Annotated in this window: 29 protein-coding genes and 3 pseudogenes; 12 read left to right on the top strand and 20 right to left on the bottom strand. The window is 62.3% G+C overall.

What is annotated here, in order from left to right:
- From C2R25_RS00520 to rfbA, 6 genes are all read left to right on the top strand, one after another.
- Entirely contained in the window at window positions 1–726 is a 726-nt protein-coding gene (locus tag C2R25_RS00520; protein WP_103727347.1) for a glycosyltransferase family 2 protein, read from the top strand.
- Window positions 727–757: 31 nt separating this feature from the next.
- Window positions 758–1,975 carry a hypothetical protein gene (locus tag C2R25_RS00515; RefSeq protein ID WP_103727346.1) on the top strand — a complete coding sequence of 406 codons (1,218 nt, stop codon included), beginning with the start codon at window positions 758–760 and terminating at the stop codon, window positions 1,973–1,975.
- Window positions 1,976–2,040: 65 nt separating this feature from the next.
- Window positions 2,041–2,598: a dTDP-4-dehydrorhamnose 3,5-epimerase gene (gene rfbC / locus C2R25_RS00510; protein WP_103727345.1), complete on the top strand. Its 558-nt coding sequence runs from the start codon at window positions 2,041–2,043 to the stop codon at window positions 2,596–2,598.
- A 14-nt stretch (window positions 2,599–2,612) separates the two neighbouring features.
- Window positions 2,613–3,665, top strand: a complete 1,053-nt coding sequence (rfbB, locus tag C2R25_RS00505; protein ID WP_103727344.1) for a dTDP-glucose 4,6-dehydratase — start codon at window positions 2,613–2,615, stop codon at window positions 3,663–3,665.
- Between the two features lie 33 nt (window positions 3,666–3,698).
- Window positions 3,699–4,595: a dTDP-4-dehydrorhamnose reductase gene (gene rfbD, locus C2R25_RS00500; protein WP_103727343.1), complete on the top strand. Its 897-nt coding sequence runs from the start codon at window positions 3,699–3,701 to the stop codon at window positions 4,593–4,595.
- Window positions 4,592–5,461: a glucose-1-phosphate thymidylyltransferase RfbA gene (rfbA, locus tag C2R25_RS00495; protein ID WP_103727342.1), complete on the top strand. Its 870-nt coding sequence runs from the start codon at window positions 4,592–4,594 to the stop codon at window positions 5,459–5,461. The genes rfbD and rfbA overlap by 4 nt, the downstream gene beginning before the upstream one ends.
- A gap of 3 nt (window positions 5,462–5,464) precedes the next feature.
- Here rfbA and C2R25_RS00490 read toward each other — a convergent pair whose 3' ends face one another.
- The 11 genes and pseudogenes from C2R25_RS00490 to C2R25_RS00440 all read right to left on the bottom strand — a co-directional run bounded on the left by C2R25_RS00490 (window position 5,465) and on the right by C2R25_RS00440 (window position 12,770).
- On the bottom strand, window positions 5,465–5,758 hold the full coding sequence (locus C2R25_RS00490) for a ribbon-helix-helix domain-containing protein (protein ID WP_103727341.1): 294 nt from the start codon (window positions 5,756–5,758) through the stop codon (window positions 5,465–5,467).
- A pseudogene (gene parA, locus C2R25_RS00485) lies at window positions 5,755–6,420 on the bottom strand (ParA family partition ATPase). The gene C2R25_RS00490 and the pseudogene parA overlap by 4 nt, the downstream one beginning before the upstream one ends.
- Before the next feature lie 212 nt (window positions 6,421–6,632).
- The gene (locus C2R25_RS00480) at window positions 6,633–7,505 is read right to left on the bottom strand and encodes a helix-turn-helix domain-containing protein (protein WP_233203684.1); all 873 of its coding nucleotides are present in this window, start codon (window positions 7,503–7,505) and stop codon (window positions 6,633–6,635) included.
- A gap of 426 nt (window positions 7,506–7,931) precedes the next feature.
- Window positions 7,932–8,903, bottom strand: a complete 972-nt coding sequence (locus tag C2R25_RS00475; protein ID WP_103727340.1) for a replication initiator protein A — start codon at window positions 8,901–8,903, stop codon at window positions 7,932–7,934.
- A gap of 192 nt (window positions 8,904–9,095) precedes the next feature.
- A complete protein-coding gene (locus C2R25_RS00470) occupies window positions 9,096–9,410 on the bottom strand; it encodes a hypothetical protein (RefSeq protein ID WP_103727379.1) in 315 nt (104 codons plus the stop codon).
- A gap of 376 nt (window positions 9,411–9,786) precedes the next feature.
- On the bottom strand, window positions 9,787–10,239 hold the full coding sequence (locus C2R25_RS00465; protein WP_103727339.1) for a hypothetical protein: 453 nt from the start codon (window positions 10,237–10,239) through the stop codon (window positions 9,787–9,789).
- A gap of 355 nt (window positions 10,240–10,594) precedes the next feature.
- Window positions 10,595–10,867 (bottom strand): hypothetical protein, encoded by a 273-nt coding sequence (locus tag C2R25_RS00460; RefSeq protein WP_103727338.1) that lies wholly within the window; start codon window positions 10,865–10,867, stop codon window positions 10,595–10,597.
- Window positions 10,868–10,879: 12 nt separating this feature from the next.
- Window positions 10,880–11,170, bottom strand: a complete 291-nt coding sequence (locus C2R25_RS00455) for a type II toxin-antitoxin system RelE/ParE family toxin (protein WP_103727337.1) — start codon at window positions 11,168–11,170, stop codon at window positions 10,880–10,882.
- The gene (locus tag C2R25_RS00450; protein WP_103727336.1) at window positions 11,163–11,408 is read right to left on the bottom strand and encodes a type II toxin-antitoxin system ParD family antitoxin; all 246 of its coding nucleotides are present in this window, start codon (window positions 11,406–11,408) and stop codon (window positions 11,163–11,165) included. Before C2R25_RS00450 ends, C2R25_RS00455 begins: the two co-directional genes overlap by 8 nt.
- 108 nt (window positions 11,409–11,516) lie before the next feature.
- Window positions 11,517–11,951 carry a hypothetical protein gene (locus C2R25_RS00445; protein ID WP_103727335.1) on the bottom strand — a complete coding sequence of 145 codons (435 nt, stop codon included), beginning with the start codon at window positions 11,949–11,951 and terminating at the stop codon, window positions 11,517–11,519.
- A 594-nt stretch (window positions 11,952–12,545) separates the two neighbouring features.
- Window positions 12,546–12,770, bottom strand: coding sequence for a hypothetical protein (locus C2R25_RS00440; RefSeq protein WP_103727334.1), 225 nt, complete (start codon window positions 12,768–12,770; stop codon window positions 12,546–12,548).
- Window positions 12,771–12,894: 124 nt separating this feature from the next.
- Between C2R25_RS00440 and C2R25_RS00435 the strand changes: the two genes are divergently transcribed.
- A complete protein-coding gene (locus C2R25_RS00435) occupies window positions 12,895–13,215 on the top strand; it encodes a transposase (protein WP_369825679.1) in 321 nt (106 codons plus the stop codon).
- Between the two features lie 206 nt (window positions 13,216–13,421).
- On the opposite strand, the gene C2R25_RS00430 is transcribed toward C2R25_RS00435, so the two are convergent.
- A complete protein-coding gene (locus C2R25_RS00430) occupies window positions 13,422–14,447 on the bottom strand; it encodes an IS110 family transposase (protein ID WP_103727333.1) in 1,026 nt (341 codons plus the stop codon).
- A 95-nt stretch (window positions 14,448–14,542) separates the two neighbouring features.
- On the opposite strand from C2R25_RS00430, the pseudogene C2R25_RS00425 reads away from it, so the two are divergent.
- Window positions 14,543–14,971, top strand: a pseudogene (locus C2R25_RS00425) (IS5 family transposase); the annotation flags it as partial.
- Entirely contained in the window at window positions 14,941–16,074 is a 1,134-nt protein-coding gene (locus C2R25_RS00420) for an acyltransferase family protein (RefSeq protein ID WP_369825678.1), read from the top strand. The pseudogene C2R25_RS00425 and the gene C2R25_RS00420, both read left to right, overlap by 31 nt.
- Before the next feature lie 155 nt (window positions 16,075–16,229).
- On the opposite strand, the gene C2R25_RS00415 is transcribed toward C2R25_RS00420, so the two are convergent.
- The 4 genes and pseudogenes from C2R25_RS00415 to C2R25_RS00400 form a co-directional block, all read right to left on the bottom strand.
- Window positions 16,230–16,778, bottom strand: coding sequence for a LysR substrate-binding domain-containing protein (locus tag C2R25_RS00415; protein ID WP_255400285.1), 549 nt, complete (start codon window positions 16,776–16,778; stop codon window positions 16,230–16,232).
- Window positions 16,779–16,845: 67 nt separating this feature from the next.
- Complete coding sequence (locus C2R25_RS00410; RefSeq protein WP_103727331.1) at window positions 16,846–17,295, bottom strand: hypothetical protein; 450 nt, start codon at window positions 17,293–17,295, stop codon at window positions 16,846–16,848.
- Entirely contained in the window at window positions 17,292–17,942 is a 651-nt protein-coding gene (locus C2R25_RS00405; protein ID WP_103727330.1) for a UPF0149 family protein, read from the bottom strand. The genes C2R25_RS00410 and C2R25_RS00405 overlap by 4 nt, the downstream gene beginning before the upstream one ends.
- Window positions 17,943–17,985: 43 nt before the next feature.
- Window positions 17,986–20,894: pseudogene (locus C2R25_RS00400) on the bottom strand (Tn3 family transposase).
- A 95-nt stretch (window positions 20,895–20,989) separates the two neighbouring features.
- Here C2R25_RS00400 and C2R25_RS00395 point away from each other — a divergent pair.
- From C2R25_RS00395 to C2R25_RS00385, 3 genes are all read left to right on the top strand, one after another.
- Window positions 20,990–21,619 carry a recombinase family protein gene (locus C2R25_RS00395; protein WP_103727329.1) on the top strand — a complete coding sequence of 210 codons (630 nt, stop codon included), beginning with the start codon at window positions 20,990–20,992 and terminating at the stop codon, window positions 21,617–21,619.
- A complete protein-coding gene (locus C2R25_RS00390) occupies window positions 21,616–22,176 on the top strand; it encodes a hypothetical protein (RefSeq protein WP_103727328.1) in 561 nt (186 codons plus the stop codon). Before C2R25_RS00395 ends, C2R25_RS00390 begins: the two co-directional genes overlap by 4 nt.
- Before the next feature lie 107 nt (window positions 22,177–22,283).
- A complete protein-coding gene (locus C2R25_RS00385) occupies window positions 22,284–22,853 on the top strand; it encodes a hypothetical protein (RefSeq protein ID WP_233203683.1) in 570 nt (189 codons plus the stop codon).
- Window positions 22,854–23,038: 185 nt separating this feature from the next.
- On the opposite strand, the gene C2R25_RS00380 is transcribed toward C2R25_RS00385, so the two are convergent.
- Genes C2R25_RS00380 through C2R25_RS00365 form a run of 4 tightly spaced genes read right to left on the bottom strand, consistent with a single transcriptional unit; the run spans window position 23,039 to window position 25,471 of the window.
- Entirely contained in the window at window positions 23,039–23,809 is a 771-nt protein-coding gene (locus tag C2R25_RS00380) for a CsgG/HfaB family protein (RefSeq protein ID WP_103727327.1), read from the bottom strand.
- Window positions 23,810–23,843: 34 nt separating this feature from the next.
- Window positions 23,844–24,638 (bottom strand): hypothetical protein, encoded by a 795-nt coding sequence (locus tag C2R25_RS00375; protein ID WP_103727326.1) that lies wholly within the window; start codon window positions 24,636–24,638, stop codon window positions 23,844–23,846.
- Window positions 24,628–25,149 (bottom strand): DUF2726 domain-containing protein, encoded by a 522-nt coding sequence (locus tag C2R25_RS00370; RefSeq protein ID WP_103727325.1) that lies wholly within the window; start codon window positions 25,147–25,149, stop codon window positions 24,628–24,630. Before C2R25_RS00370 ends, C2R25_RS00375 begins: the two co-directional genes overlap by 11 nt.
- Window positions 25,142–25,471 (bottom strand): hypothetical protein, encoded by a 330-nt coding sequence (locus C2R25_RS00365; protein WP_146049581.1) that lies wholly within the window; start codon window positions 25,469–25,471, stop codon window positions 25,142–25,144. The genes C2R25_RS00370 and C2R25_RS00365 overlap by 8 nt, the downstream gene beginning before the upstream one ends.
- Window positions 25,472–25,482 lie beyond the last annotated feature (11 nt).

The raw sequence follows: 25,482 nt of genomic DNA, 5'->3' as shown, positions 1-25,482 counted from the left end.
ATGCAGGAAAGCCCCCGCGTCACCCTCTCGATCGTCAGCCACGGCCAAGGCGATCTAATCCGCCATCTGCTCGGCGACCTGCGTCGACTGAACTTGCGCGGCATATCGATCATCCTCACCTTGAACATCCCCGAGGACGAGGGCTGGCTGGCCGCGGCGGACGGGCTGCCGATCCGCATCATCCGCAACGAACGGCCGCTCGGTTTTGGCGCTAACCACAATCAGGCGTTCGCATGCAGCACGGACACTTTGTTCTGCGTCGTCAATCCGGACATCCGCCTGCCGGATGACGGCCTGGTGCGGCTACCGCCTTATTTCGCGGACCAACGGGTCGCCGCCTGTGCGCCGCTAGTGGTGGGTTCGGACGGAGAGGTTCAGGACAGTGCCCGACGGTTCCCTAATCTTTTGCGATTGGCCCGTCGGGTGGTGCTACGTCAGCGCGAGGCGGACTATGCACCCGATGCGGCAGCGGATGTCGATTGGGTTGCCGGCATGCTGGTGCTGTTCCGTCGTGAAGCCTTTGCGCAGGTTGGAGGGTTCGACGAGGGCTATTTCATGTACCTGGAGGATGCGGACATCTGTCGCCGCCTGCGCCGCGCTGGCTGGAAAACCGTATACCAGCCCTCCGTCACAGTGGTGCACGATGCGCGGCGCGACAGCCATCGCAGCCTGCGTCACTTGCGCTGGCACATGCGCAGCATGATCCGTTTCCTAACCGGTTTCTGACGTCGCCTTCGCCATGTCTGGAGAACCGCCGATGACTCTTGATCGCCGAACGCTGCTCGTCACCGTGGGTGCAGGTGGCGTTGCCTCCCCCATACCCGCGCCGCAAACCGCGCGTCCGTTGTCGGGCAGCACGCCCGACGCAAGCGAGCCACTGCGGTTAACCGATTTCATGACGCCTGAGATGCTGGCTGATGTGCGCAGCGGCACATTGCGCGTCGATTGCGCCCCTGCGTTGCAGGCGGCGTTGAACGTCGCGTCGGGACGGGATCGCTCCAGCCTGCAGAATGGCCGAAGGCTGCTTATCCCGGCCGGGCGCTATCTTCTGGCCCAACCGGTCGCAATGGAGTGGCGCAACGCGCAGAAAATATCCGACGATGGCGACATGCGCCGCCTGACCATAGAGGGCGAGGGGCAGGCCAATACCGTCCTATTCTATCGCGGCGATCCGACGCAGCCCGCGATCCAAATTCGCGGCTTCAAATCCGGGCCTGGTCAAGGCGACGGGGTCTCTCTGCGGCTGTCGATGCAGGGCTTTCAGCTCATCCGCGATCTGTCGACCCGCCATCGTGGCACCGGGCTGGCGCTCAATGGCGCCGCGCTGATCCGCTTCGTCGACATGGAGGTGTCGTCCTTCGATGTAAACATCGAGATGGTCGACGTGCTACGCGTCTATATGGAAAGCGTCCATATCAACGGCGGGAAGATCGGGCTGCGGGCGCGAGGAGGCAATTTTTCTAACCCCAACGTCTACAAGCTGGTGCATTGTTCGATCAGCGGCAACCTGACTCATGGTTGCCATGTGATCGGGGGCTGCAATATCTCGCTCGACAGCTGCGCGCTGGAAGGAAACGGCCATAGCAGCCTTCGCGGCGCTGCGTGTGTCCTGTTCGAAGATGGTCCCTCGCAGGGCGGCGCAGCCGGACATCTCGACAATTGCTATTTCGAGAACAATCATGTTGCAGCCGACGTTATCCTGGATTGGAAAGACGAAGCGCCGGGGACGATCAAGTTTACCGCCTGCACCTTTCAGCGCACAAGTGCAGCGCGGGCCGCGCTCCATCACATCATGCTACAATCCCAGAAGTCCGCGATGCTCGCTCATGTGGATTCATGCGCATTCAAGAGCTTCGGTGATTATGCACCGACTTCCAAGCGCAGCGCGGTGCAAGTCATTGGCCCGCACGTGACGGTGCACTGGACAGCCAATCTATTTCAAAACCCTGAAGAGGCCCCCACCCCCGGACGATAAGTCGCCACAATGACCCAGCTACAAGCTTGATTGCCGTTCTTCAAACTAACCGGTAAGCGCTATATATGCCCGTCCAACTAATCACTCCCAAACGCTTCGGCGACGCCCGAGGCTGGTTCACCGAGGTGTATTCGGAACCGACCTTTGCCGCGCTCGGCATCGACTGCACGTTCGTACAGGACAACCACTCCCTCTCGGCACCCGCCTTCACCCTGCGCGGCCTGCATTTCCAGACGCCGCCGCGGGGGCAGGATAAGCTGGTGCGGTGCATACGCGGCCGCATCTTCGACGTGGCCGTCGACATCCGCAAGGGATCGCCGACGTATGGCCACTGGGTAGGCGCCGAGCTTTCGGCCGAGAACGGCCACCAACTGTTCATTCCCATCGGCTTCGCGCACGGTTTCTTGACGCTCGAGCCAGACTGCGAAGTCACCTACAAGTGCTCGGACACCTATGCGCCCGAGCATGATGGCGGCATCCGGTGGGACAGCGTGGGGATCGACTGGCCGATGCCGGCCGGCACCACGCCCGAACTGTCGGCAAAGGACAAGGTGCAGCCCACGCTCGCCGAGTTCGACAGCCCGTTCCCTTATGACGGCCGCCCGCTGGCGCCGCTCGCCTGAAGGACCCAAGACCCATGCGTATCTTCGTCACCGGCGGCGCCGGCTTCATTGGCTCGGCCCTGGTTCGGCACCTGATCGAGAACACCGAGCATGAGGTGCTCAACTTCGACAAGCTGACCTACGCCGGCACGCTGTCGACGGTCGAGCGCGTGGCATCGTCCAACCGCTATCGCTTCGTGCAGGGCGACATCTGCGATGCCGACGCCGTTCGCGCCGCAATTGCCGAGTTCCGCCCCGAAATCATCACCCATCTGGCGGCCGAGAGCCATGTCGATCGTTCGATCGATGGCCCGGGTGCCTTCGTGCAGACCAATGTCGTGGGCACCTACACCATGCTCGCCGAGGCACGCGCCTACTGGCTGGGCCTGGAGGACGAAGCCAAGCAGGCGTTCCGCTTTCACCACATCTCCACCGACGAAGTCTACGGGACGCTGGGCGACACCGGCCTGTTCACCGAGGACACGCCTTACGATCCGCGCTCGCCCTATTCGGCATCGAAGGCCGGTTCGGACCATCTCGTCAGCGCCTGGGGTCACACCTTCGGCCTGCCGGTGCTGATCACCAACTGCTCGAACAACTACGGGCCTTATCACTTCCCCGAGAAGCTGATCCCGCTGATGATCGCCAAGGCGCTCGATGGCGAGCCGCTGCCGATCTACGGCAAGGGCGACCAGGTTCGCGACTGGCTCTATGTCGAGGACCATGTCCGCGCCCTGCAGGCCGTGTTCGAAAAGGGACAGCCGGGCCGCACCTACAACGTCGGTGGCCATAACGAGCGCCAGAACATCGAGGTGGTGAAGACGCTCTGCGCCATCCTCGACGAGCTGCGCCCCCGCGCAGACAGCAAGCCCTATGCCGAACAGATGACGGAAGTTGCCGACCGTCCCGGCCACGACAAGCGCTATGCCATCGACGCGTCGCGCATCGGTGACGAGCTGGGCTGGACCCCGGCCGAGACGTTCGAGACCGGCATTCGCAAGACGGTCGAATGGTATCTGGCGAACGAAGCCTGGTGGCGCCCGCTGGTCGCTGCCAAGGCCGCGGAACGTCGCGGTGTCGCCGCGTAGAACTGTCGACACATCGACGCGTCGGAGAAGTTCGTGACCTCACCTCGTACGATCCTCATCACCGGTGCCGGCGGCCAGCTCGGAACCGAGCTTCAGCGTTGCGCCTGGCCTGAAGGCTGGGAAGTGGTCGCGATCGGCCGCGACGAGCTCGATCTGGGCGACACGGCCGCGATCGCCGCCAAGATGGCGGAGCGTGAATGGGCCGCCGTCATCAACGGCGGCGCCTATACCGCGGTCGACAAGGCCGAGAGCGATGTTGTCACCGCCTGGACGGTCAACGCCATGGCCCCGGCCGCCTTTGGCGAGGCCTGCGCCAAGGCGGGCATCCCGCTCGTCCAGGTATCGACCGACTATGTCTTCGCCGGGGACAAGGCCGGGGCATGGGAGGTCGACGACCCGGTAGCGCCGCTCGGCGTCTACGGCGCGTCCAAGCTGGGCGGGGAGCTGGCGGTGCGCACGTCCGGCGCACGCCACGCGATCGTGCGCACGGCATGGGTCGTGTCGGCCCACGGCCACAACTTCATCAAGACGATGCTGCGCGTCAGCGAGAGCCGCGATACACTGAGCGTCGTTGACGACCAGCACGGCTCTCCCACAAGCGCGGCGGACCTCGCGCAGGCGCTGATGGCGATCACCATGCGCCTGGTCGAGGATGAGGCCGCCCCGAGTGGGACCTTCCACTTCAGCAACGCAGGCGCAGTCACCTGGGCAGGTTTCGCGGCCGAGATCTTCCGCCAGTCGCGCGAGCGCGGCGGTTCTACGGCCAGCGTGACGCCGATCACGACCGCCGACTACCCGACGCCCGCGCGGCGGCCCGCCAACTCACTGCTGAGCCACGACGCAATCGGCGCTGCCTACGGCATCACGCCCCGACCCTGGTCGGAAGCACTTAGCGACATTCTCGACGAACTTATCGGAGCACGTAAATGAAGGGCATCATCCTCGCCGGCGGTTCCGGCACGCGCCTCCACCCGGCCACGCTGGCGGTGAACAAGCAGCTGCTTCCCGTCTACGACAAGCCGATGATCTATTATCCGCTCAGCGTCCTGATGCTGGCGGGAATCCGCGACATTCTCATCATTTCCAGCCCGGAATTCCTGAACAACTACCAGCGCCTGTTCGAGGACGGATCGGCGTTCGGGCTGAACATCGAATATGCCGAGCAGCCCAGCCCCGACGGCCTGGCGCAGGCTTTCACCATCGGCGCGGACTTCATCGGCGACGACAATGTCGCGTTGGTGCTGGGCGACAACATCTTCTTCGGCGCGCACCTGACCGACCTGCTGGCGAACGCGGTCGCGCGCAAGTCCGGCGCCACCGTCTTCAGCTACCGGGTCGAGGATCCGGAGCGCTATGGCGTGGTCGAGTTCGGCGAAGGTGGCCAGGCCATCAGCCTTGAGGAAAAGCCGGCTCAGCCCAAGTCCAACCACGCGGTGACCGGCCTGTACTTCTACGACAATCGCGTCGTCGAGTTCGCCCGCAACCTGAAGCCCTCCCCGCGCGGCGAACTGGAAATCACCGACCTCAACCGCCTCTATATGGAGGCCGGCGACCTCTACGTGGAGCAGATGGGCCGCGGCTATGCCTGGCTCGACACCGGCACGCACGACAGCCTGCTGGAAGCCGGCGAGTTCGTTCGCACGCTCCAGCACCGCCAGGGCGTGCAGGTCGCCTGCCTTGAGGAAATCGCTTACGAGATGGGCTTCATCTCAGCCGACCAGGCACGCGCCGCAGGAGAGCGGTTCAAGAAGACCGCGTACGGCCGGGCGATCCTAAACGCGGTATCTGGACACTAAAGCCTACTCCCCGATCGGGCTTTCTCCGTGTTTGCGTAGTACGTCGTTGAAGGCTTCTGCCATCAGGGCCTGCAGGCTGCGGCCCTGACGGCGGGCGAGCATGTGCATGGCGAAGCTCATTTCGGGAGTGAAGAAGCCGGCGATCTGCTTGCGGCCGACGCGGCTTTCAGGGCGGCCTTGTGCGGGCTTGTCCTCGGCAGGCGCGGGCGCGGGTGCCGGTGCTGCCTGGGGCTCGTCGGGTACGGGGGTGGGCCTGGCGGCGGTACGCAGGTTGGCGAAGCTGGGCTTGCGGCTCATGCGGGGGCCTTTCGATTTTCCTTTGTAGACATGTCGAGTTGTTGGCATGTCCACTTGTACAGCTCGCGGATTTCCTCGGCGGCACGACCGGAGGGATCGGCTTCGGTGACGGTACGCCCCTCGGCGCTGGCGTGGCGATAGGCGGCACGATCAGGCAGGATCACTGGGCACGGCGGCGTACCGTAGCTGTCGACCAGTTCGCTCGCCTCGGCATAGATGCGCGGCGCATTGGGCGGACCGGCGGTGAACACGACAAAAGCGGGCTTGCGCAGCAGCTGCACCAGCTTGGCCGTGGTCTGGATAGCTGCCAGATCGAACGCGCTTGGCCGGCACGGGATCAGCACGAGATCGGCGACTTCTACCGCGGCGCGCGCGGCGCTGTCTGCATGGGGCGGCGTGTCGATCACGACGAGTTCCGCGCCTTGCCCCTGTGCGGCGGCGACCTTGGCGGCAAGCCGGGGCGGCGGGCTGTCGATCACTTCGGGCGGCCGGTCCTCGCGCCAGGCGGCCCACTGGCTGGCGGTCGCCTGAGGATCGGTGTCGATGATCAGCGAGACGCGGCCGGCTTACTGCGCAATCGCGGCCAGGTGCAGGGCCAGAGTGGTCTTGCCCGCCCCGCCCTTCTGGCTGATGACCGCGATGGTTCTAGGTGTGTTGGACATGACGACCTCCATACATGTCTACACGTCCATTTGTCGAGCTGTAAGCGCGATTTTCCAGGGCAGACCCCTTCCCCATGAATGCCGTCTGCCGGCAAGAGATGACGAAGCGACCTGATCCCCCTGGGGAGCATTGCGGCGGCGAAAGCCGACGCTTCGAGGCTGCGTCTTATGTGATGTTTCAGGTGCGAGAGGCATTTCAGGGCTTGTCGCCGTCAGGCGAGACGTGTCGGGCGGCTAGCCCGACGCCATATCGGCGTGAACGAAATTGAATCGGGTAGCGGTTGAGGCTGGATTTGAGACTCGCACTGAGGCTGCATGTCGCGACGGTCGAGAGCAGCACCCAGCTTGGCGAGAACGCGGCCAAGCGCGCCACCCACAACAGTTTCGGCGAGCTCTCGGCAGGTCAGGCTGCGATGCATCTGCTCCAGCTGCTCGGCGCGCTCGGTCTGGCGGTATGCGGCATCGTCGGGGATCGGCGCCGGGGTCATCCAGCGCGGCAGGAGGCGCAGCAGGCGCTGGGGCGCTGTCGGGCGATAGGCGTTGGAGGTCTGGGCATAGCGAGGCCCCTCCCCTTCCACGCGCTTGAACCGGCGCTGGCGGACCAGAAAGCCGGCACGCTCGAGCGCTGCAAGCGCGCGGGCCACCGTGGCCCTGCCCAGCGCAGTCGCTTCGGCAAGGCGGTTGTAGCTGGGAAACACGCGGCCGGCATTGAGCCGGGCCAGCGTGCAGATCTCCTCGAACACGCGCACGGCCGCGGCGGTCATGCCGGTGAGCGCGGCTTCGGCGGGCGAAAGGACGTGCCCTTGCGTCCGCACCGCGCGCTTCAGGCGCCGTCCGGTGTCGAGCGCCGTGCGCGCCATACGCAGCAGACGGTCGGTCTCGCCCTTGGCTGGCACCGCGAAGAACTGCTCCTCGAAGGTCCCCGCCTCGATGCTGTCGCGTCGCACGGGCGCGCCAGTGCGATGCGGAGCGCCGCTACGGCCAGGTGCGCGCGGGCGTAGGCCGGCGCGGGCTCCCGCAGGCGCAGCCGTCGGCACGCGACCGAGCGCAAGCGCCGCCGCTTCGCCCAGGGTAAGCATCGTCATCTTCCTTCCCCCTCAGGGGCCGGGACGCAGGCAAAAAGAGGGTGTGGCGCGAAACGCGCATCCTTGAACCGGCGCGGGTTCTGGGGTATCGGGAGGGAACGTGCTGCTTATTTCACGTTCCGGATCGGCGTTTGGCGACGTCGCTCCATCTACCCTTTTCAGGGATGCCCGGCCTTCGTGCCGGGCTTTCTTTTATGTGGTCACGGCCGCCTTCATTTCTGTCGAAATCACGGCACTGGCCCCACGCCAGTGCGGGGGCCATTTTCGCAGATAAAATCCAACACCGGAAGAACTTACAGTTCGTGCTTTCGAGTAGGAAATGCAGAAAAAGTTCGTGCTATCGAGTAGGAATTCGCAGTTTAATTCGTGCTTTCGAGTAGGAAATGGCTCGCAGTTCGTGCTTTCGAGTAGGAATTAACTGGCGGCTCAAGCCTCCTCGCCAAGCTCCTCTTCTCCTGATTCGCGCGATTCGCTTCCCTGCTCCTGCCCCGCTTCCGGCTCGGCCGCGCGGCGAGTGATGACGACGTTGACAGGCGCCGACTTGCGGCCGCGCCCGCGCGTCTCGACAGGGGCCTCCCCTTCGACCAGTTCGACATCGTAGTCGGGAATGCTCCCGGTGCCGGCGACCTGCTTGAGCGCCGTGCGGAAGTTCGACAGCGGGTTCTGATAGCCGATCTGCAGGCGGAAGGTCTCCAGATCGACGCAGAATTCGCGACCAGGGACATCAGGGCCGCTGGCGCGCGCAACCTCGTAGATCCGCCGCTCGATCGGCCCCAGCTGGAAATAGGTGGAGGCATAGTCCAGCACCTGCCGATCGCGCAGGATCGCGCGGTAGAGCCAGTCGCACAGTCGCACCTGCACGGCCTTCAGCCGCTTCTCGCCGGTCCGGGTCTTGGAATAGTGCAGCCGCGCCTCGGAGAGCCAAGAGAAGAAGCCCTCCTCCCCTTCCCCGCCCGCCTCGATGTTGGTCTTGATCTGCGTGCCCTGCAGCCGCTCCAGCGCGTCGGACAGGCGCTTGTAGGAGCGGGCAGACTGGTTCGACCCGGTGACCGCGAAAAGGTCGTGCGCGGTGAAGCGGAAATCCTGGCCTACCTGCTCCCCCGCCTCGATCTTCGCGGCCATCAGGCTGGCGATGTAGAGGACGATTTCCTTGTCGTAGATGGTGGCGACGCCATTGGCCGAAGGGCGCACCTCGATCGACACCGGGCCGTGGTGGTAGGACACTGGCTTCATCCACGCGCTCTTGGCCAGCGCGAAGAAGGGAAACGCCATCAGCGAGCGTTCGCCGCGGATCTCGCCGATCAACGGGCTGTCGAGCTGGAACAGGTCGCGCTGGGAGGCGTCCGCACGGCGCGAAACGGCAGTTTTGCGGGGGGTTTTCGAAGCAGGCTGGGTCATGTTGGATTTCCTACTCGAAAGCACGAACTTTGGGGAGGAAAAGCCGGTTTCCCGTGGTGGACAGGCGTTGAGCGGTGTTGGATTCGTGCTTTCGAGTAGGAATTCGCGCGCTGCCCGAGAGGGCATTACACGTGGATTGCCCGACGTGTCGGTGCGTCGATATGTCTACATGTATGCGGGTGGGGGAAGGGTCTAGTGGTCGTGCCGGGCCATGGGGCGCAGGCGCACCGCCAGGCTGATGACGAAAGGCCAGAACAGCGTGTTGGCGATATCGGACAGCGTGTCCTCCACCCGCAGGCCATAGTTCAGGTAGTCCAGCAGCTCGTTCCCGAACTCGGCCAGGACCACGACCGCGAAGGCGATGAAGGTTCCGAGCGATCGCCCGCTCACCAGGCGCACGAGGAGGAGGATCGTAAGCCCCGCATGGATGTGCAGGATGGAATCGGGGAGGCCTGTGCCATCGCCGATCCATATGATCCAGTCGTGATAGATGCGGGGAATGTCCATGGACCGCCAAATGCCCATCCGTGTGATGAACGCAAGCTTTAGCGCGGGCTCATCGTGAACACGCGCAGAGATGTCTACATGTATGATTTAAGACATAACGACATTTTGGGGGGTAACGCCTTGGGCTGCTTCCGCTGCTGCTGCGGCGGCGAGCCAGATGGAGGATCGGGGGCAGGAGACCTGCGCCACCGACCAACAGCCGCGCTCATCGGCCGCGACATGTCGACATGTGTAGGATCATACACCCGGGTCCGGATCGCACCATCAGGCAGTAGTCGCTAATCTGCGCTTCGTGGCTGCTTCCTCGCCGAGGCGAAATGGCACCGCCCGCTTTCCTACGCGAAGCGGTCTCGCCGCCCCGCCACCCCGACAGCCCTCAGAAGTGGATGTCGATGTAGTCCGTCAGGTCGTCGCACCATTCGAATTCACGCAAGCGATAGTAGTGGCGGTTCTGGGTGATCGCGAAGTGCCAGGTCTTTGTCTTGTCGCACGTTCGGCCGCGGTCTGGCGTGTCGGTGATGGCGATGCGGCCCTCGAACGTGAAGTAGTCCGCGCCGATCTCGGTTATCGTGCCCTCGAGGAACAGCCGGCCCGGTCCGCCGGCCTCTGCCTGGGTGCCCCGCAGCGTCCACACCTCGCCATCGCGCCGCACGACGGCGGTGCCTCGCGTGTTCCAGTCGATCCACTGGAGCGTCACGCCCTTGTTCGTCATCAGACGCTGCGCCCCCTTCGCGCTCAGGACGCGAGTGGGCTCGGCCGCGACTTGGGCGGGAGCGGGAACCGCGAGAGGGGCGAGCAGGGCTGCAAGGAGGAAAGGCCGGATACGCATGGCGCCACGGTATGGCACCGGGCCGCCCGATGGAAGCCGGATGTCTCACGCCGACGCACCGACGATCATACTTGTAGACATGAACACACGTAGAGGCGCAGACATTCCGACGTACCGTCACGCATATGGCAGCAGGACGCCATCCAGCGGCTTCGCTCGGGCGGGCGTCCGGCAGATCGGAAGCAGGGAAGGGGGGCGCGGTGCCGGCAGTCGCGCCGGTCTTATCGACGACACTGCGGGGCAAGGCTGGGCTGGGCAGCGCACCTTCGACCGAGCGCGCGATATCGTCGGTCGCGGCGAGAGTGTCGGGCTTGCCGGTGCTGTCCCGCCCCAAAGCCAATTGCCAGAGACCGGGCTACTTGCGGTGTCCCATCATGATGCGGACACCCGGGGCTTTCTCGCTTCCCGTCATTACTAACTCCACTATGTGGCCTTCGGGAAACCAGTACGCCGGTATCGCCTTGCCGTTCTCGACTTTCCGGTCCGTCTTGGGGGCGCGGTTCAGGGCCTTGGCGATCCCAAGGACAGCAGGAACAGGAACATCTGGAATTGCCGCCATGATGGCGCCGTGATTGTAGAATAATCCTGGGTTTGCCGCCTGCCACTGCTGGGTGACTGGCGCCTGCATGTTGGCCAGAGCCTACAGGTGACGGCTCGGATCCATGCGCTGATGCAGAATACGGATGACGGCGATCCCGTAGCTGGTCGGACGGAAATAGATGACGTGCTGCTCGACGCCGCGCCGTCGATAGCCGGGCCGAATATTCGCGCAGCCCTGCGCCTGCTGCGGCGCTTCAGCCAGATCGGCGCAAGCGGCTTCGATCAGGTCGGTGTAGCGCATCGCCTGGTCGAGATCCCAGTGCGCCACGGTGTAGTCGAATATCGCGTCGAGGTCGCGCTGCGCCCTCGGGCTAAGCCGGTATTCAGCCATGCTGCTCGGCTTTGCGTCGCTTGAAAGCGGCAAAGTCGAACAGCTCCGGATCTCCACTCTGCTCCCCCTCGATCAGCGCTTGCCGGATGCTCTCCACCTCAAGGCCTCGCTCCTGCTCTCGCCGGATGAGGTCGCGGATCGCCTCGCTGTCGTTGGTGTAGCTACCGGCCTCAATCTGCGCGGCGATCCACGCATTCTGCTGTTCGGTAAGGGTGATGGTTTTGCGTACGGTCGCCATAACAGCCTCCAGGGGTCGTCATACTATTGGTGCGTTTTAGCGCATCAGGAGTAGCAAGTGAAGCGGGCTGTGACAATCGATCCCTTCGATGACTGGCGGGAGTAGATCCTAGCCGACCCTGCCCAACCTGGCGGAATCGATGTGCCAATTTTGTTGGGCGGGTGGGGCGCCGACGCCCTCAACGACCCGGCGCAGCCGATAACGACCGCGGAAATGCTGGCGCTGGCCATTCTTCAGGACTGCGTAGACGTCCACCGGTACGTCGATCCACCGCTGGCTCATGCCGGCATCGCCGTCGACCGGCGCCCCAGCGATCACCTTACTGTGCGCCGTGGCGGCAAAGCCCTGACGAAACGCCGCGAAACTCTTGCCGCTTGCCTGACCGCCCCGATCCCAGAGGCGATACGCCGTGCGGAAGTCACCCCCTTCGATCGCCGCATAATAGCGCTGCACGACTTGGCGTGCGGCCGCCGGGCTGGTGTGCGGCGCGGCCTGGGCGGTCGCCGGCAAGGCTGCGAAAACAAGCAGAAGAGCAGGGCGCATGGTGATCCTCTTTCTAAGCAGGGGTGCCAACGCGTCACGCTTTCCTCTGGCACCATGGCCCCCCGGAGGAAGAGGATCGAAGCGTTCCAAAACTGCGGCTAACTGTTTGATCCCAAGGTTTCACTCGAGGGTGAAGTTGGCTTCGGCAGACTGGACAAGGCGCCGCGCGATGGTGCGATCCCTTCGATAGAATGGAGGGAAGCGCATGCTCGCCCGCTCCCGCTGCTGACACCTCTCGCCAGCAATAGCGCGCTCCCGGCTAGCCGCCTTCTTACTGCCTAGCGGTTGGCGGCAAAGGTGGCGTGTCGCGCCAAAGCGCACGCCAGCGGATTGCCGTCGAGGCGGAACGCCTACTCGCGCTGCCTTGAATCTGACCTGTTTCCCCCTTAGCGCCGCCAAGTCTGCGGGCTGATCTCACAGCCTGTCGGGGGAAAGGCCTGAATGTTTCTCATTTCGTTTGCTGTCGCTGCCGGGCTAGCGGGGATGATCGCCGTTCTTCTCGGTTATATTTTTGCTAGATCTGGATTCCCTCTTCCTAACGGCGGCAGACGACTAGGCGGCGTGGACAAATTTGCGGAGCCTGCCGGGTCGTTTTTACTGAAAGAGTAGCATGACGCCAGCACAGCCAATGAGCAGGCCCCAGCACAGCCCGAAGGCGGCCAGCGTCATTACGATCCAATACATGATCGGAGTGGAGGATCGCGAGTAAGCGATACCTTTGACGTTTATTTGCCGCTGGCCGATGCCGACGTAGAGGCGGTTCACCATGAAGGCGGCCAGACCGAGCCCCGTCAGTGCAAGCAGCAAATTTCCGAACATCGGCACTCCCTATAACGGTTGACGTAGCACATGCCGGTTGATTCAAGGCTGCTTTTTGGAGGTAGGCTTGAGCAGGGGCGATCTGACTGAAGCGGAATGGCGCGTTCTGAAGGCTCTCCTGCCCATTGAGCCAGAGAACCGTGGTCGAGGCAGGCCGCCCGAGCAAAACCGCTCAATCATCAACGGTATCCTCTGGCGGCTCCGTTGCGGCGCTCCATGGCGCGACGTGCCGCCCAAATATGGCAGTTGGAACACCATTTATCGGCGGTTCCGGCGATGGAGCGAAGCCGGGGTCTGGGAGACCCTCGCCGTGACGCTGGCCGAAATCATGGCAGATAGCGGTCACTACAGCATCGACAGCACCACGGTTCGCGCCCACGTCTCGGCAGCGGGCGGAAACGTATGGCTCGCCCCGTCGGCAAGCGGTTTGTTTCTGACGATCTGAGCAGTCTGCGAAAACGTATCCGGCCTTTCAGCATGGAGCCGTTGGCCAAGATGGAGATCCGCGCGTCCTGGTCCTCATAAAGGGGCCGGCATCAAGTGCCATTTTACGCCGTAGGGTTCCAGGACACCGGTCGACTGTCAGGCCATCTGTCACTCACCTCCCGCAGACATCATCCGGCCGGTGCACGCCGCATCAGCCGATCTCGCTCACGCCGCTTGCGCGACTGGTTCGTAGGTGCGTTCGTGACGCAGCAGCGCCCAGACGATGCGCGCCATCTTGGCCGCCAGCGCCACGACGACGGTGTTGGGGTGGGAGCGCGACAGCAAGCCCCGCAGCCAAGCGCCGAGCCGCGTATCGCTCTTGCTCATCGTCGGCAGCGACGAACGGGCGCCCTGGATCAAGTTCTTGCGCAAGTATCGGCTGCCGCGCTTGGTGATTCCGAGCAGCCGCGGTTTGCCTCCGGTGGTCGCCTGCCGTGGCACCAACCCCAACCAGGCGGCAAGATCGCGACCACGCCCGAAGGTCCGGGCGTCTCCGACAGCTGCCACCAGCGCGGTCGCGTTGAGTGCACCAATACCGGGTATGCTCAGCAGACGCCGCATCCGCTCATCTGAGCGAGCAGCCTCGGTGAACTCGGCATCGAGATCTGCAATCCGCTCATCGAGGGCGATCCAACGCAGACGCATATCGCTGACGAGCCGGTGAATGCGAGGACCAAGCACTGGCTCGTCGTCGTCCAGCATCTCGCCAAGGCGCGCGGCAAGCTTTGCGCGCCCTTGTGGAACGATATAGCCGCGCTCGAGGAGAAGACTTCTGATCTGGTTCATCAGCGAGGTGCGGTCGCCGACCAGCTGGTCGCGAATGCGGTGCAGCGTCTGCATGTCGAGTTGCTCTTCGGTCTTCAGCTCCACGAACCGCATCGTCGGGCGTGTTGCCGCTTCCGCGATCGCCTCGGCATCGCGATCGTCGTTCTTCTGCGCCTTGACGTAAGGGCGAACATATTCCGGCGACATCAACCGCACCGCATGACCTTGTCGTGCCAGCGCCCGGCCCATGTGATGAGCGCCGCAGCAAGCCTCCATCGCCACGACGCAGGCCGGCAGGCTCGCCGCATAGGTAATAACCGTCTCGCGCCGCATTCGTCGTCGCACAACGACCTTGCCCGTTACATCCAGCCCAACCACGCTGCAGCTGTTCTTGCCCAGATCAATCCCGAGAACCGATATGTCCATGACCCTTGCTCCATCCTCAAACGGCTTGCTGCCGTGAGGCAACAACGCTCAGTTAAGGGGCGAGCCATCCATAAAGGGGGACTCATCGACGCGCTCTTGGCCGCTCGCGGGGCGGGTTCACCAGTAAACTTCACTGCCTGGCCGATGCCCTTGGACGACCACTCGCCTTCCATTTGACGGTCGGCGAGGCAGCAGATTGCAAAGCCTATGATGCCCTGATCGGTCTGCCCGAGCGCGCACCTGACGCTTTGCTCGCTGACAAAGGTTACGACGCCGACGCGATCCGCGCCGACCTTGTTGAGCGGAAAATCGAGGCCGTCATTCCTGGCCGGTCAAACCGCCGCGTGAAAATCGAACATGATCGGGCGCTCTACAAACAGCGCAACCGCATCGAGCGCATGTTCGGCCACCTCAAGATCAACCGCGCCATCGCTACCCGATATGACCAGCTTGCCAATAGCTTCCTCGGAATGGTTCATATCGCCACCGCCAGATACTGGCTCAAATTTGTCCACACCGCCTAGGAAGCGTTGATGGACTGAGGGGTTGCCTGGCCCTATCCGTGATGGTTCATCATTTCTACATCTGGACTAACATCAAGTACTTCAACGGCACATGGGACGCGCCGGATGTTAATTTTATCGCACAGATGGGTGCCGGCGCCGTCGCATTGTTTTTTATGACGACAGGATTTGTATTTTATCCTAGAATCTTAAACGGATGGAAAAGTACATCCTGGATTACTGTTTATATAACACGAGTATTTCGAATACTGCCACTTACACTATTATCTGTAATCTTAATCACCGCCGTTATATATTATCGCGCAGGCGGAACGTTCAACGCGACCTATGCTTATGCCGCTGCCCATTGGCTGAGCGGCTTTGGTGAGCCGGATCTTCTCGGATACACTGACAGCGGACGAATAAATGCGTATGTCCTTTGGTCGCTTTGGTATGAGTGGGTATTCTACATCGCAGTACTACCGTTGTCCGCCATCGCAATGGATATAGTGAAGAACCGTAGGCTACCCTCTTGGACCTTGCCAGTCGCTCTTTTATGTTTAGCATTCGCAAGCCGCATTTTTAGCAAGGTCTTCAATCACGACCTCGAATTTCTACGTATGCTGCCGCTTTTTGGCGTAGGCATGCTCGCATACGAAATACAGGCACGCGAGAACCTTAAGAACCTTCTTTGCTCTAGAATGTGTTCTGTTATCGCAGTTGGCTGCCTCGTTATAGCAATGACAGCGACCAGAAATCCTTACGGCATCTCCCTGCCGCTATTTGGAATATTTTTTATCTGTGTTGCTGCAGGCAATAACGTGTGGGGACTTTTGGACACGCGTCCTGCTGGGGTTCTAGGTGAGATATCGTTCAGTATATACCTTCTTCATGGTATCGTCATCGATGTGCTGTTTGTTGACGCCAATAGCTGGATGAGCAAACTCGGCTTTGCTGAAGCAAATCTAACTCTTTGTGCCGTATCGCTGATTGTCGTTGCTGTATCGTCACTTTCCTTCCTGCTCGTAGAAAAAAGAGCAATCGCCATTGGGAAGGCAGTTGCCCGGTCGTGGGACGGACGCAAGCTGCGGTTGAGCGCCCATGAGCTAGATGTGGCACCGTAATAGTTGCAAGTGAAAGCCATCCCGGTTCGGCCTGGAATGATCGCCACGGGGCGCTCTCCGAACCGGCTGAGCTTTGCCCGTGAAAGGTGACAGCGGTCAGGCGGGTTCCGGGGTAGAGAACATATCGTCCTGCGGATGGGGCCAAGCGCTCCCGATCAGGCGAGCCGCGCTTTCAGGTCCTGCAGCAGCCAGCTGCCGGCGCGGCCGAGGACGCGGCTGCGCATGTGAGCGGCATAGATCGTCAGCGGTTCGGTGGGGCGCGCAGGGTCGCTTTCGATCGCCAGGGCGACCAGTCGACCGTCGGCCAGGTGCGGCGCGACGAGGGGCTCGGGCATCCGGCACCACCCCAGGCCCGCCAGCAGGAAATCCAGGCGCCGGGCAAGGTCCACGAAGCGCCAGGTCCTGGTGCCGATGATGCCATGGCTCGGACCGTCGGGCGCGGCAGGGTCCGAAAGGACGAGCTGGACATGCTCCTCCAGATCGGCCGGCGCCGCCGGGCGGCCCAGCGCCGCCAGCGGGTGGCTGGGCGAAACCACCGGCACGAGGTCGACACCCAGCAGCGGCAGCGCGGCGACGTCCTCGGGGACGCTGGGCAACAGGATACACAGCGCGAGCGCCGCATCGCCGCGGCGCAACCGCCGCTCGGCCCCGCCCAGCCCCTCGGTGGAGAAGCTGACGGGCAGGAAGGGAAAGGCCGCGCGCAGGGCATGGAGGGGGTCAGTTCCGGCAGGGGGCGAAATGACACCCTAAGCGATCGGTCAAGAATTTTTGCTATCGCAGCCGCGCAGGTTCAGCGATTTCATCAGCTTCTCCCGGCGTCGCATAGACCTCCTCGCGGATGATGCGATTGGTGATTTCGAGCAGGTGCGCGGAAAGGGCATCGCTGAGTTCCTCGAACTCGGGCCACAGAACCTGATTGATGAAACTGACGGGCGCATGGACGATCACGGTCTGGCGATGCATGCGTGAATAGCGGAACGGCTTGAGACCATAGCGCCTGCAGAGGGCGGTAAAGAGCTGTCGGGACCACGGGTCGGGAATGGAGAACTTGAACTCTTCCGACGTTTCGCGGCGGCTCGTTTCGGTGAACTGGCGCCTGATACGTTCTGCGGCGGCACCAGCTGCGGCCTTTTCACCTGCCGTGGCGGCGCCGGCGAACAGGGCTTCGATCTTGCGCAGCTTTTCGCGAAGACGCAGCTCCGCATCCGAATTCTGGTTCAATGCCGCGTTCCTAACGGCGTCGTGATACCGGGGAGGCCTTGGGCGCGCGCCCGCGTACAGGCCAGAACCGCTGCATGGATTTCGGTCTCCATGATCTCTGTCATCACACGCAAATGCTTGATCGTCTCTTTAATCTGCCTGCGATCTTCAGGTTCATCCTTCGTGCGTTCGATGAGATCGGCGACTCCGGCCATCATTGCTCTGATTTCTCCGAGGTGCGTAACCGCTTCATGTGCGCGTTCGGGTAGCCCGGCTTCCTTCTCGCCATTGAACAGCCCTTCGACGAAACCTTCGACTTCCTGCGCACGGACCATGCCCAGATTACCGAGATTGGCGCTGGTCGGTTCCAGCGGAACACGAGTAGCTCGAAATGGCTTCTTTGGGTCCTGATGGTCGGCCAGTTCATTCCACAAACCCATGACCAGGGCGTTTAGCAGCGTATTGGCGTCATCCACGCTGTCGAACTCGGGCAACGCTCCACCCCACAGGCCGGCGATGACCGCCATGGGTTGCACGGCGGGATCGGGACAGGCGATGTTGCCCAGCAACCGCGTCCTCACTTCGTGGTAAGGAACCGGACAGTCATGCTTGTCGAGCAGGGCGCGGATCGCACGTTCGGTTGGCGGTTTATCCTTGGACTGGCCCATCGTACTTTCTTGCAGATACAGATCATAGATTTACCGGACAATTTTATACCGGCTCAGCTCCCTTGGGCCAGCGGTATTCGCCGGTGAGAAGTATATGAGCCCATCCCAGCGGCGAGATGTGCGCGAGCAATTCAGGCGGAACATCGAGACCATCCCGGAGGCGCAGGTCGACAGCCTCACCAAGGTGGAGCGTGTTCCAGTAGATGATAATGGCCGCAAGCAGATTGAGCCCCGCGATCCGATAGTGCTGGCCTTCGCTGGTCCGATCCCGGATCTCGCCCTGACGGCCGATGCGCAGCGCATTCTTGAGGGCGTGATGCGCCTCGCCTTTGTTGAGGCCAATCTGCGCCCGCCGCTGCATGTCAGCGTCAAGAATCCAGTCGATCAGGAACAGCGTCCGCTCGACCCTGCCAACCTCGCGCAGCGCGAGGGCCAGATCGTTCTGCCGGGGATAGGACGCCAGTTTGCGAAGCAACTGGCTGGGGGTGATCCTGCCGCCGTTGACCGTTGCGACGCTGCGGAACAGATCGGGCCAGTTGGCGACGACGATGTCCTTGCGTATCTTACCGGCGACGAGTTTTCGCAGCTCCGTTGGCGTTGCCCTCGGGTCGAAAACGTAGAAGCGCCGGGAGGGTAGATCGCGGATGCGCAACACAAGCCGACGATCGAGAAGCGCGCTCAGTCCAAAAACATGATCGGTATAGCCTGCGGTATCCGCAAACTGTTCCGTCACCTGCCTGCCGGCCTCGTTCATCAACAGGCCGTCCAGAATGTAGGGAGCCTCGCTCACCGTGGCCGGGATGGTCTGCGAGGCGAAGGGCGCGAATTGGTCGCTGACATGGGTATAGGCCTTGAGACCCGGCTCTGATCCATACTTGGCATTGATCGTATTCATCGCCTCGCCATGCCGTGCGGTCGGGAAAAACTGGCCGTCGCTGGACGCGCTGGCGCCCATGCCCCAGTGCGCCGCCATAGACAGTTTGCCCTGCGCAGCGACGACCATGGCCAATGCCTGATTCATGGCCTCGCTTTCAACGTACCAGCGGGCAAGCCGCGACAGTTTCCAATAATCATGAGTGTTTGAAGCCTCGGCCATCTTACGCAAACCGAGATTCAGGCCTTCGGCGAGCAAGACGTTGAGCAGGCCTATGTTGTCCTCGCACGGTGCACCGGTTCGCAGGTGAGTGAAAGCCTCCGTGAAGCCGATCGCCGCATCGACCTCGAGGAGGATGTCCGTTATTCTGGCCGGAGGCAGACGGCGATAAAGGTCGAGGATGAGTTCCTCGGCTTCATCCGGGACAGCGGCGCTGAGCCGATCGATCCGAAGTTCACCGTCCTCGATACTTCCGTGGGGGATCGTGCCGTCACGGGCGGCGGCTCCGAGCCGCTTCAGGCCCTCTTCCAGTCGCCTCGTTCGATCTTCAAGCCACGCATGAGGATCGCGTGGCAAGGTCAATCGACCCATTTGTTCCTGCGCCATCGTCAAGGGCACCAGCACCTGCGTGATATCGCCGTAGCGTCGGGAATGCGCCAGCCACATGTCCCCGGACCGGAAGGCGTCGCGCAAATGGAAGAGAACAGCGACTTCCCGAAGGTGGCCATCCCCGGCCTCCTGAACCTTGAGGTGCCGGCGCCATTTCGAATTGGGGCGCAGAAAATCGATGTCAGGGTGAACTGACGACCGCGCATTGCCGATTGCCATTGCCGCCGCCAGAAGCGGCTTTGCTATCGGGGCGCAACCAATCCTGAGGCATCGTAGCATGCGCGGGGCATAGCGGCGGAAACGATGGTATCCGCGCCCGACATGGGCGAGCGGTTCTTCAGCCATTGTCGAACTCAACTGCGCTGCGATAGCCACCCAGTCGTCGAGCCTGGCCCATTCCGGCGATTGCGTCAGTGCCGTCTCTATCGGCACGCCATCGTTGCGGGCCTCGATCATGGCCGTGCCCAGCGTGGTGAACGCGCGCAGCGTATCGGTGACGGTTGTTCGGGCGTCGCCGATGCGGGCTTCGTGCACCTGTTTCGCTTCCCGCCAGGTTTTACCCACGATGCGGTCATGGGTTTCCACGACCGCATCGGCGATAGCCGCTTCCCATTCAATTACACAGGCGGCGAGGATAGCCAGGCGCCGGTTTACGCCGATATCGCGTACACCATCGGTGAAGTAACGTTCCCCCTGCCGGCGTAGCCGCGCAACCCGGTGGGTCGGAACCCCGGCCAGGCTCTCTACCGACAAACCTATGCCCTGCAGGAATTCAAGTCGGTCCAACAGACGGTTCGCTGCCGTCGAGTTATGACCCACCGCGAATTTGCGCAACCAGACGAACCGGCTGACATTGCCGGGCATGGTCTCGATCAGCAGCGCGTTCAGACGTTTACGCGTGTCGCATCAAGCCGACCAGCGATGCGCGTTTCAATGTGGCCCTCCGCTGCAACCAGTGCGTCAGCGCATAATCGCTCGATCGTCGATGTCGCCGGAAGGATGACCTTCGTTTCACGACAACGTGCAATGAATCGGCGCGCCAGATCCTCATTCGAATGGGCCTGCTCGGCTTCTGCGACCAGCCACTGCCGAAAGGCTCGTGCATGGGGGCCTCGTCCTGGGAACATGCGGTAGCCATAGATGCGACGCAGCGCTTCCATGTGTTGCTGCCGGGTCTGACGACGGGCGGCATAGTGAACGAGCGCTTCACCCGGGATGCCGAGCTGGGCACCCAAAAAGACCGAGATGGCCTGTGGGATCAGTTCGCCCGGAGCGAGGGCGCGTCCGGGATAGCGCAGCGCACATAGCTGAAGGGCGAAGCCGATCCGGTTCTCCGGCCTCCGTCGCCGGTCGATGTGGATCAGGTCATCGTCAGCCAAAATGTAATGGCGGAGCAGCGACGCATCGTCGGTCGGGAGATCGAGCAGAGCCGAGCGCTGACGCGCCGTCAGGATATGGCGTCTTGACACAAGCGCATTGTCCCAGTTGATCAGAAGTCTGTTTTGGACAACACTGACCCCACGCAAATCAAGGCTTTTCGGGGCCTGATTTCAGGAAGGTTCAATTGGGACAGCGCGCCGCAATCTATGCCAGGGTCTCGACCGGTGACCAGTCGTGCGAGCGGCAGTTGCGCGACCTTGCCGCCTTTGCCGAGCGGGGCGGCTATGAAGTGGTGGAAGTGTTCCGTGAGACAGCCTCCGGCATGAAGGCGAACCGGGCCGCACGGAACCAGGTCATGAAGCTGGCACAGGCGCGACAGATCGATGCGATCCTCGTTACCGAACTCAGCCGGTGGGGACGTTCGACCCAAGATCTGCTCGATACGCTCAACCGGCTGTCGGGCTGGCGCGTGTCGGTGGTAGCGATGAGCGGCATGACGTTTGAGGTCGACACGCCACATGGGCGGATGATGGCCACGCTGCTTGCCGGCATCGCGCAGTTCGAGCGTGACATGCTCAGCGAGCGTGTCCGTTCCGGCCTCGCGGCAGCACGGGCGCGGGGGCGCAAGCTCGGACGGCAAACGGGGCAGCGCCCCAAGTCCGATCGGCTTGGACCCAAAGTGCTGGCGCTGGTTGAAGAGGGACGCAGTTATCGTTGGATCGCTCGCGACCTTGGCCTGAGCAAGAATACAGTCGCTGCAATCGTCGGGCGGGCGAGAGCGGATGGCGCTCCTGACGAGGAAATAGCGGCATGACAAAAGCGCCGCCACGCCTGCCGCCTGATCCACGGCGCAAGGTACGCTTCCGTGAGATCGCTCGCGGCATCGTCGCCAAAGATCGCCATGACCGCAAATATGGTTACACTGTCGACACCGCTGGCGCTATCGCACAGGCGCTGGAGCGCGCCTATCGTGAAGGTGTGCGAGACGGTCCAACAATTAGCACCACGGTGCATGAGCAGCCCGATACAACGGGTCCTCTCGAATGGGCGATAATCCCTCCCCGACCCAGGGATGCCTTCTGGAGCATCTGCTTGTTTTTTCTTGGCCGGGAAGCCGATGACACGCGGAATGGGTATCTGGAGCCCGCGCTCACTGAGCGCGGAACGCCGGGATGGACGATGGTCGTGCCCGGGCGAAACCGGGAAAAAGTGATCGGTGATCGTACCATTGGCCCTCTCATCCGGCTTGGGCTCCTTGTGCATTCATCGGACGGGCCTGTCCGCCTTCATGTCACTGAGCGTGGACAGGACACATGGCGTCTTTTCTGTCGGCGGGGCGGGCGTTACCCCGAGGATCTGACCGACATCTGATCGCCGCCCGCCATTAGTTCGGCGTGACAGCTACCGCCCCGTTGCGGACATAACTGCAAATGATAGCTAACCACTATGTCACGCATCGATGGAGGGAATTTGCGAACATGCTTACGATCAGCCACGTGGTCGCGTTTGCCTTATCCGCAGCGGGTGCATCGGCCATGCCCGCAGACTGTGCGTTTGACCGCGAAGCCCTTCTTAAACTTGATTATCGGCAGTTTGACCAAGATCCTCGAGGTGGGTGGCGACCCTTGGCTAGCAAGGGGTGCGACAGGGAGGCTGCTGATCTCATCCGGGACTGGCGACTGCAAAATAAGGATCGCCGGTACATCCTGTTTTGGCATGAGGGCCAGAACCGTGCCTTTGACGGAGATTATGAGGCGGCCCTAAGCCTCTTTGAACAGTCACGCAGGCCTGCCGAAGATCGCATAGGTTGGAACTCCTACGTAGATGGCAGCGTCGCCTTCCTTAGAGGAGACATGGCCAAGCTGCAGGCTGCTCGGGCGAGCCTCGCGCAAATGCCGAAACCGCTCGACTGGGATACGATGAAGGGCGCTGACGGGAAGCCGCTGAACGCCAAATGGCCTGTAAATCTGAACGTGCTGGATGGTTTCATACGATGCTGGGGGAAGCGTTACAGAGACGCTTATGGCTGCCCCCATCCAGCACCTTGATGTCCGCTCCCCACCCAACCCGGCTATTCCGCTTAGGGTGTCATTTCGCCCCCTACCGGAACTGACCCCTTCCATCGGTGCCCTCGGTAGATGAGGTGCCTTGGCGATCAAGGTTGCCGGCGCGCGCTTCGACCGACAACCTGAGGCCACCCGCGGCACCCGTCTCGGATCTAACTACCCTGCTGTTATTGCTTAATCGGATGCAGCCGAGTTTGGGCATCGCTCGCGATTTTCCGGTAGGCGTCGAGCATTGCCAGCGACGTTATCTTTCCAATGTCTGTCGAGGTGTAAGCGCCGCCAAGTGCGCCAACGCCGATATCGAGGAGCAGACCCCCGCCCACGAGGCTTACATCCTTCTTTCGGGCAGATCCTGTGGCCACGGCGCGCTGCACACCCGTTTTTACATCGATCAGCGAGAGCATGATCTGACTCTCAAGGGTCTTGGTCTTGAGGCCCACGGCCGAACCGAAGGCTCCTCCCACGCCGCCGCCGCCTCCACGGCTATTGGCATCGCTGTAGAGCACCTGGGCTTGCAACAGGTAGTCGGCCGCCGTGAGCGTCGCTCCGGTGAGGGCTTGACCGTTAGCGACAGATCCACCGGCAGCGAGGGCCCGCTCACGCTGCAGCGCGTCCATTGCGCCGCCGCGCTCGACTACAAGGAAGCAGTTGGAGTGGGCGGCTAGAAGCTTCAGCAACGGCAAGGGGTCTACCTTGGCCGTCGATCCTCCATTCTGGCGCTCGGCCATCTGGATCAAGGCGCGCATACCCGGCGGTATCTGGTCGTCGACGCTGGGTGCCTTGTCTTCGATCAGCGCTACGGTTCCCAAAGGCTGGGCACACTGCGGCAATTCGCTGTTCTCATCGACGCCGGTCCCGCCCTTGCCGATTTTTTGAGCCGCTGCCGGCGAAGCGAGGCAGGCCGCCATGGTGAACGCAAGCAGGTAGGATTTCTTCATTAGTAGTCTCCATGCAATTTCAGATTGAAGGGTTTTAGAAGGTCGGATCGACCCACCGGTTTACGGTTTTCAGGTTTCCATCGAAGCGCCGGCGCAGGTCGATGGTGTGACCCATTGTCGAGAAGTCGAGTTTCTTTTGGGTGTCCTCGGTCACGGTGTTGGTGCCGAAAAGCTCGTCGTCGCCATGCCAGGTCTTTCCCTCGATCAGGCGAAGCGTCCATGCGCCGCGTGGCACCTGAACGCTGGCTGTGCCGTTCTCGCGGATGTAGACGGCAAAGATCGGCTCCGACTTACGATCAAGCAATTGAACCACTGCCTTCCGCTCGCCGGAAACGACTGTGAGCGGACTGGTCGGGCCTGACGCATACGCGCGCCGAACTTTGAACTCCCCGTTTTCGGGAAACGGCTCCGAGATGCTGAAATCCGGCAGAAAGTCCCAGCGCTTGGCATCAGTGTACATCCGCACACCGTAGGTGAGCAGGATCAGTGGGAGGATCAGCTTCCCGGCCCACGAGAACCGTGCCTTGGCCGCGCGACCGTTCCGCTTGGGCCTCCAGCGGTTCTTCTGGTAGTGGAAACCGTGGTTCTTCGTCTTGAACCATGGGCCGCTGGATTTCTTATCCTTTAGCGGGCTGGTAGTGGCGTAGCCTGGGTGTTTGCTCTTGATGGCGTCGCAAGGATCCTTGCCGATCCAACCGGCACTGCCCAGAGGAACGCCATCGTTGCGCTCCACGCGGCTCTTACGTTCGTTCCAACGAGTATTCCCTTCATCGGGGCTGCACCGTTTGCGATAGCGCTCTTTCATGTAGTCTCGATCATCAAGCCCCATGGCGAAGCTCCCGCGGCAGGAGTTCCGGCTGTTGCTCAAAGACCTGCCTGAGCATCCGGTGCACGCTTTCGCGGGTCGGCTGTTCGCTCGCCGGCAAGCGCAGCGTGGCATAGCCGGCGGCGGCCATCATTCTGTCGCGCCGGGCATCGTCGCCAGGTCGGTGGAATCGGTCGTCGAGCTCGATCAACATGACGACCTTTCCAGTCGCGCGATCCTCTACAACGAAGTCCACGCGCTTGCTGGAGAACCGATTGCGCACCGTCGTGGCCTTCGACCGGGTCAGTCCTTTCTTTGGTGCCAGTATGGCGCCCATGGACACCTGCGCGTGGATCCGCGCCCACGGAAGAGCGGTTTCGATGTAGGAGATCGTGCGACGCTCCACGTGCGTCATCAGCGGCGCAGGGCGGACGTCGAGCGTCGGCCCCGATGAACGCCGTGCCCCCATGCTCTTAGCGATGAGGATAACAGCCACCACGATCAGGATGGGCAGGATGAATTTGGGATCACCCATCGAGCAGGCCTCCCTCTGGAAGGTGGCAGTCGTGTCGGGATTGCCGCATCTTGGTGCGACGGCGCGCCAGTGGCCGTCCGACCAGGCCGACGAAGGTCACGGCGATGCGGCCAACGAGCGCTGCTACGAATAGGTCAAAGCCGATCGCGGCGACGTCTGCAAGCATCTGCTCGCGTTCGCTCGCTGCGGCGAGCTCATCGCAGCGAGCTTGCGTATGGATTTCAGCGATGCAGGCGGACTGGTCGATGGTGATGGCATCGGCAAGATCCTCAAGGCCTGCCTGGCGCACGATTGATGCGAGAGCAGTGGAAGGTTGCAGCATGGATTCGCTCC

This window comes from Novosphingobium sp. HII-3 (assembly GCF_002916655.1).
Taxonomy (GTDB): Bacteria; Pseudomonadota; Alphaproteobacteria; order Sphingomonadales; family Sphingomonadaceae; genus Novosphingobium; species Novosphingobium panipatense.
This window is presented reverse-complemented; position numbering and strand designations above follow the sequence as displayed.

Coding starts and splice junctions, on each gene's coding strand:
- C2R25_RS00370 (WP_103727325.1), bottom strand. CDS start 25,149: ATGGGTGATCCCAAATTCATCCTGCCCATCCTGATCGTGGTGGCTGTT.
- C2R25_RS00390 (WP_103727328.1), top strand. CDS start 21,616: ATGACAAAAGCGCCGCCACGCCTGCCGCCTGATCCACGGCGCAAGGTA.
- C2R25_RS00520 (WP_103727347.1), top strand. CDS start 1: ATGCAGGAAAGCCCCCGCGTCACCCTCTCGATCGTCAGCCACGGCCAA.
- C2R25_RS00480 (WP_233203684.1), bottom strand. CDS start 7,505: ATGACGATGCTTACCCTGGGCGAAGCGGCGGCGCTTGCGCTCGGTCGC.
- C2R25_RS00430 (WP_103727333.1), bottom strand. CDS start 14,447: ATGGACATATCGGTTCTCGGGATTGATCTGGGCAAGAACAGCTGCAGC.
- C2R25_RS00450 (WP_103727336.1), bottom strand. CDS start 11,408: ATGGCGACCGTACGCAAAACCATCACCCTTACCGAACAGCAGAATGCG.
- C2R25_RS00385 (WP_233203683.1), top strand. CDS start 22,284: ATGCTTACGATCAGCCACGTGGTCGCGTTTGCCTTATCCGCAGCGGGT.
- C2R25_RS00470 (WP_103727379.1), bottom strand. CDS start 9,410: ATGGACATTCCCCGCATCTATCACGACTGGATCATATGGATCGGCGAT.
- C2R25_RS00515 (WP_103727346.1), top strand. CDS start 758: ATGACTCTTGATCGCCGAACGCTGCTCGTCACCGTGGGTGCAGGTGGC.
- rfbA (WP_103727342.1), top strand. CDS start 4,592: ATGAAGGGCATCATCCTCGCCGGCGGTTCCGGCACGCGCCTCCACCCG.
- C2R25_RS00405 (WP_103727330.1), bottom strand. CDS start 17,942: ATGGGCCAGTCCAAGGATAAACCGCCAACCGAACGTGCGATCCGCGCC.
- C2R25_RS00445 (WP_103727335.1), bottom strand. CDS start 11,951: ATGCGCCCTGCTCTTCTGCTTGTTTTCGCAGCCTTGCCGGCGACCGCC.
- rfbB (WP_103727344.1), top strand. CDS start 2,613: ATGCGTATCTTCGTCACCGGCGGCGCCGGCTTCATTGGCTCGGCCCTG.
- C2R25_RS00375 (WP_103727326.1), bottom strand. CDS start 24,638: ATGGGGCTTGATGATCGAGACTACATGAAAGAGCGCTATCGCAAACGG.
- C2R25_RS00455 (WP_103727337.1), bottom strand. CDS start 11,170: ATGGCTGAATACCGGCTTAGCCCGAGGGCGCAGCGCGACCTCGACGCG.
- C2R25_RS00380 (WP_103727327.1), bottom strand. CDS start 23,809: ATGAAGAAATCCTACCTGCTTGCGTTCACCATGGCGGCCTGCCTCGCT.
- C2R25_RS00440 (WP_103727334.1), bottom strand. CDS start 12,770: ATGTTCGGAAATTTGCTGCTTGCACTGACGGGGCTCGGTCTGGCCGCC.
- C2R25_RS00465 (WP_103727339.1), bottom strand. CDS start 10,239: ATGCGTATCCGGCCTTTCCTCCTTGCAGCCCTGCTCGCCCCTCTCGCG.
- C2R25_RS00475 (WP_103727340.1), bottom strand. CDS start 8,903: ATGACCCAGCCTGCTTCGAAAACCCCCCGCAAAACTGCCGTTTCGCGC.
- rfbC (WP_103727345.1), top strand. CDS start 2,041: ATGCCCGTCCAACTAATCACTCCCAAACGCTTCGGCGACGCCCGAGGC.
- C2R25_RS00365 (WP_146049581.1), bottom strand. CDS start 25,471: ATGCTGCAACCTTCCACTGCTCTCGCATCAATCGTGCGCCAGGCAGGC.
- C2R25_RS00460 (WP_103727338.1), bottom strand. CDS start 10,867: ATGCAGGCGCCAGTCACCCAGCAGTGGCAGGCGGCAAACCCAGGATTA.
- C2R25_RS00490 (WP_103727341.1), bottom strand. CDS start 5,758: ATGAGCCGCAAGCCCAGCTTCGCCAACCTGCGTACCGCCGCCAGGCCC.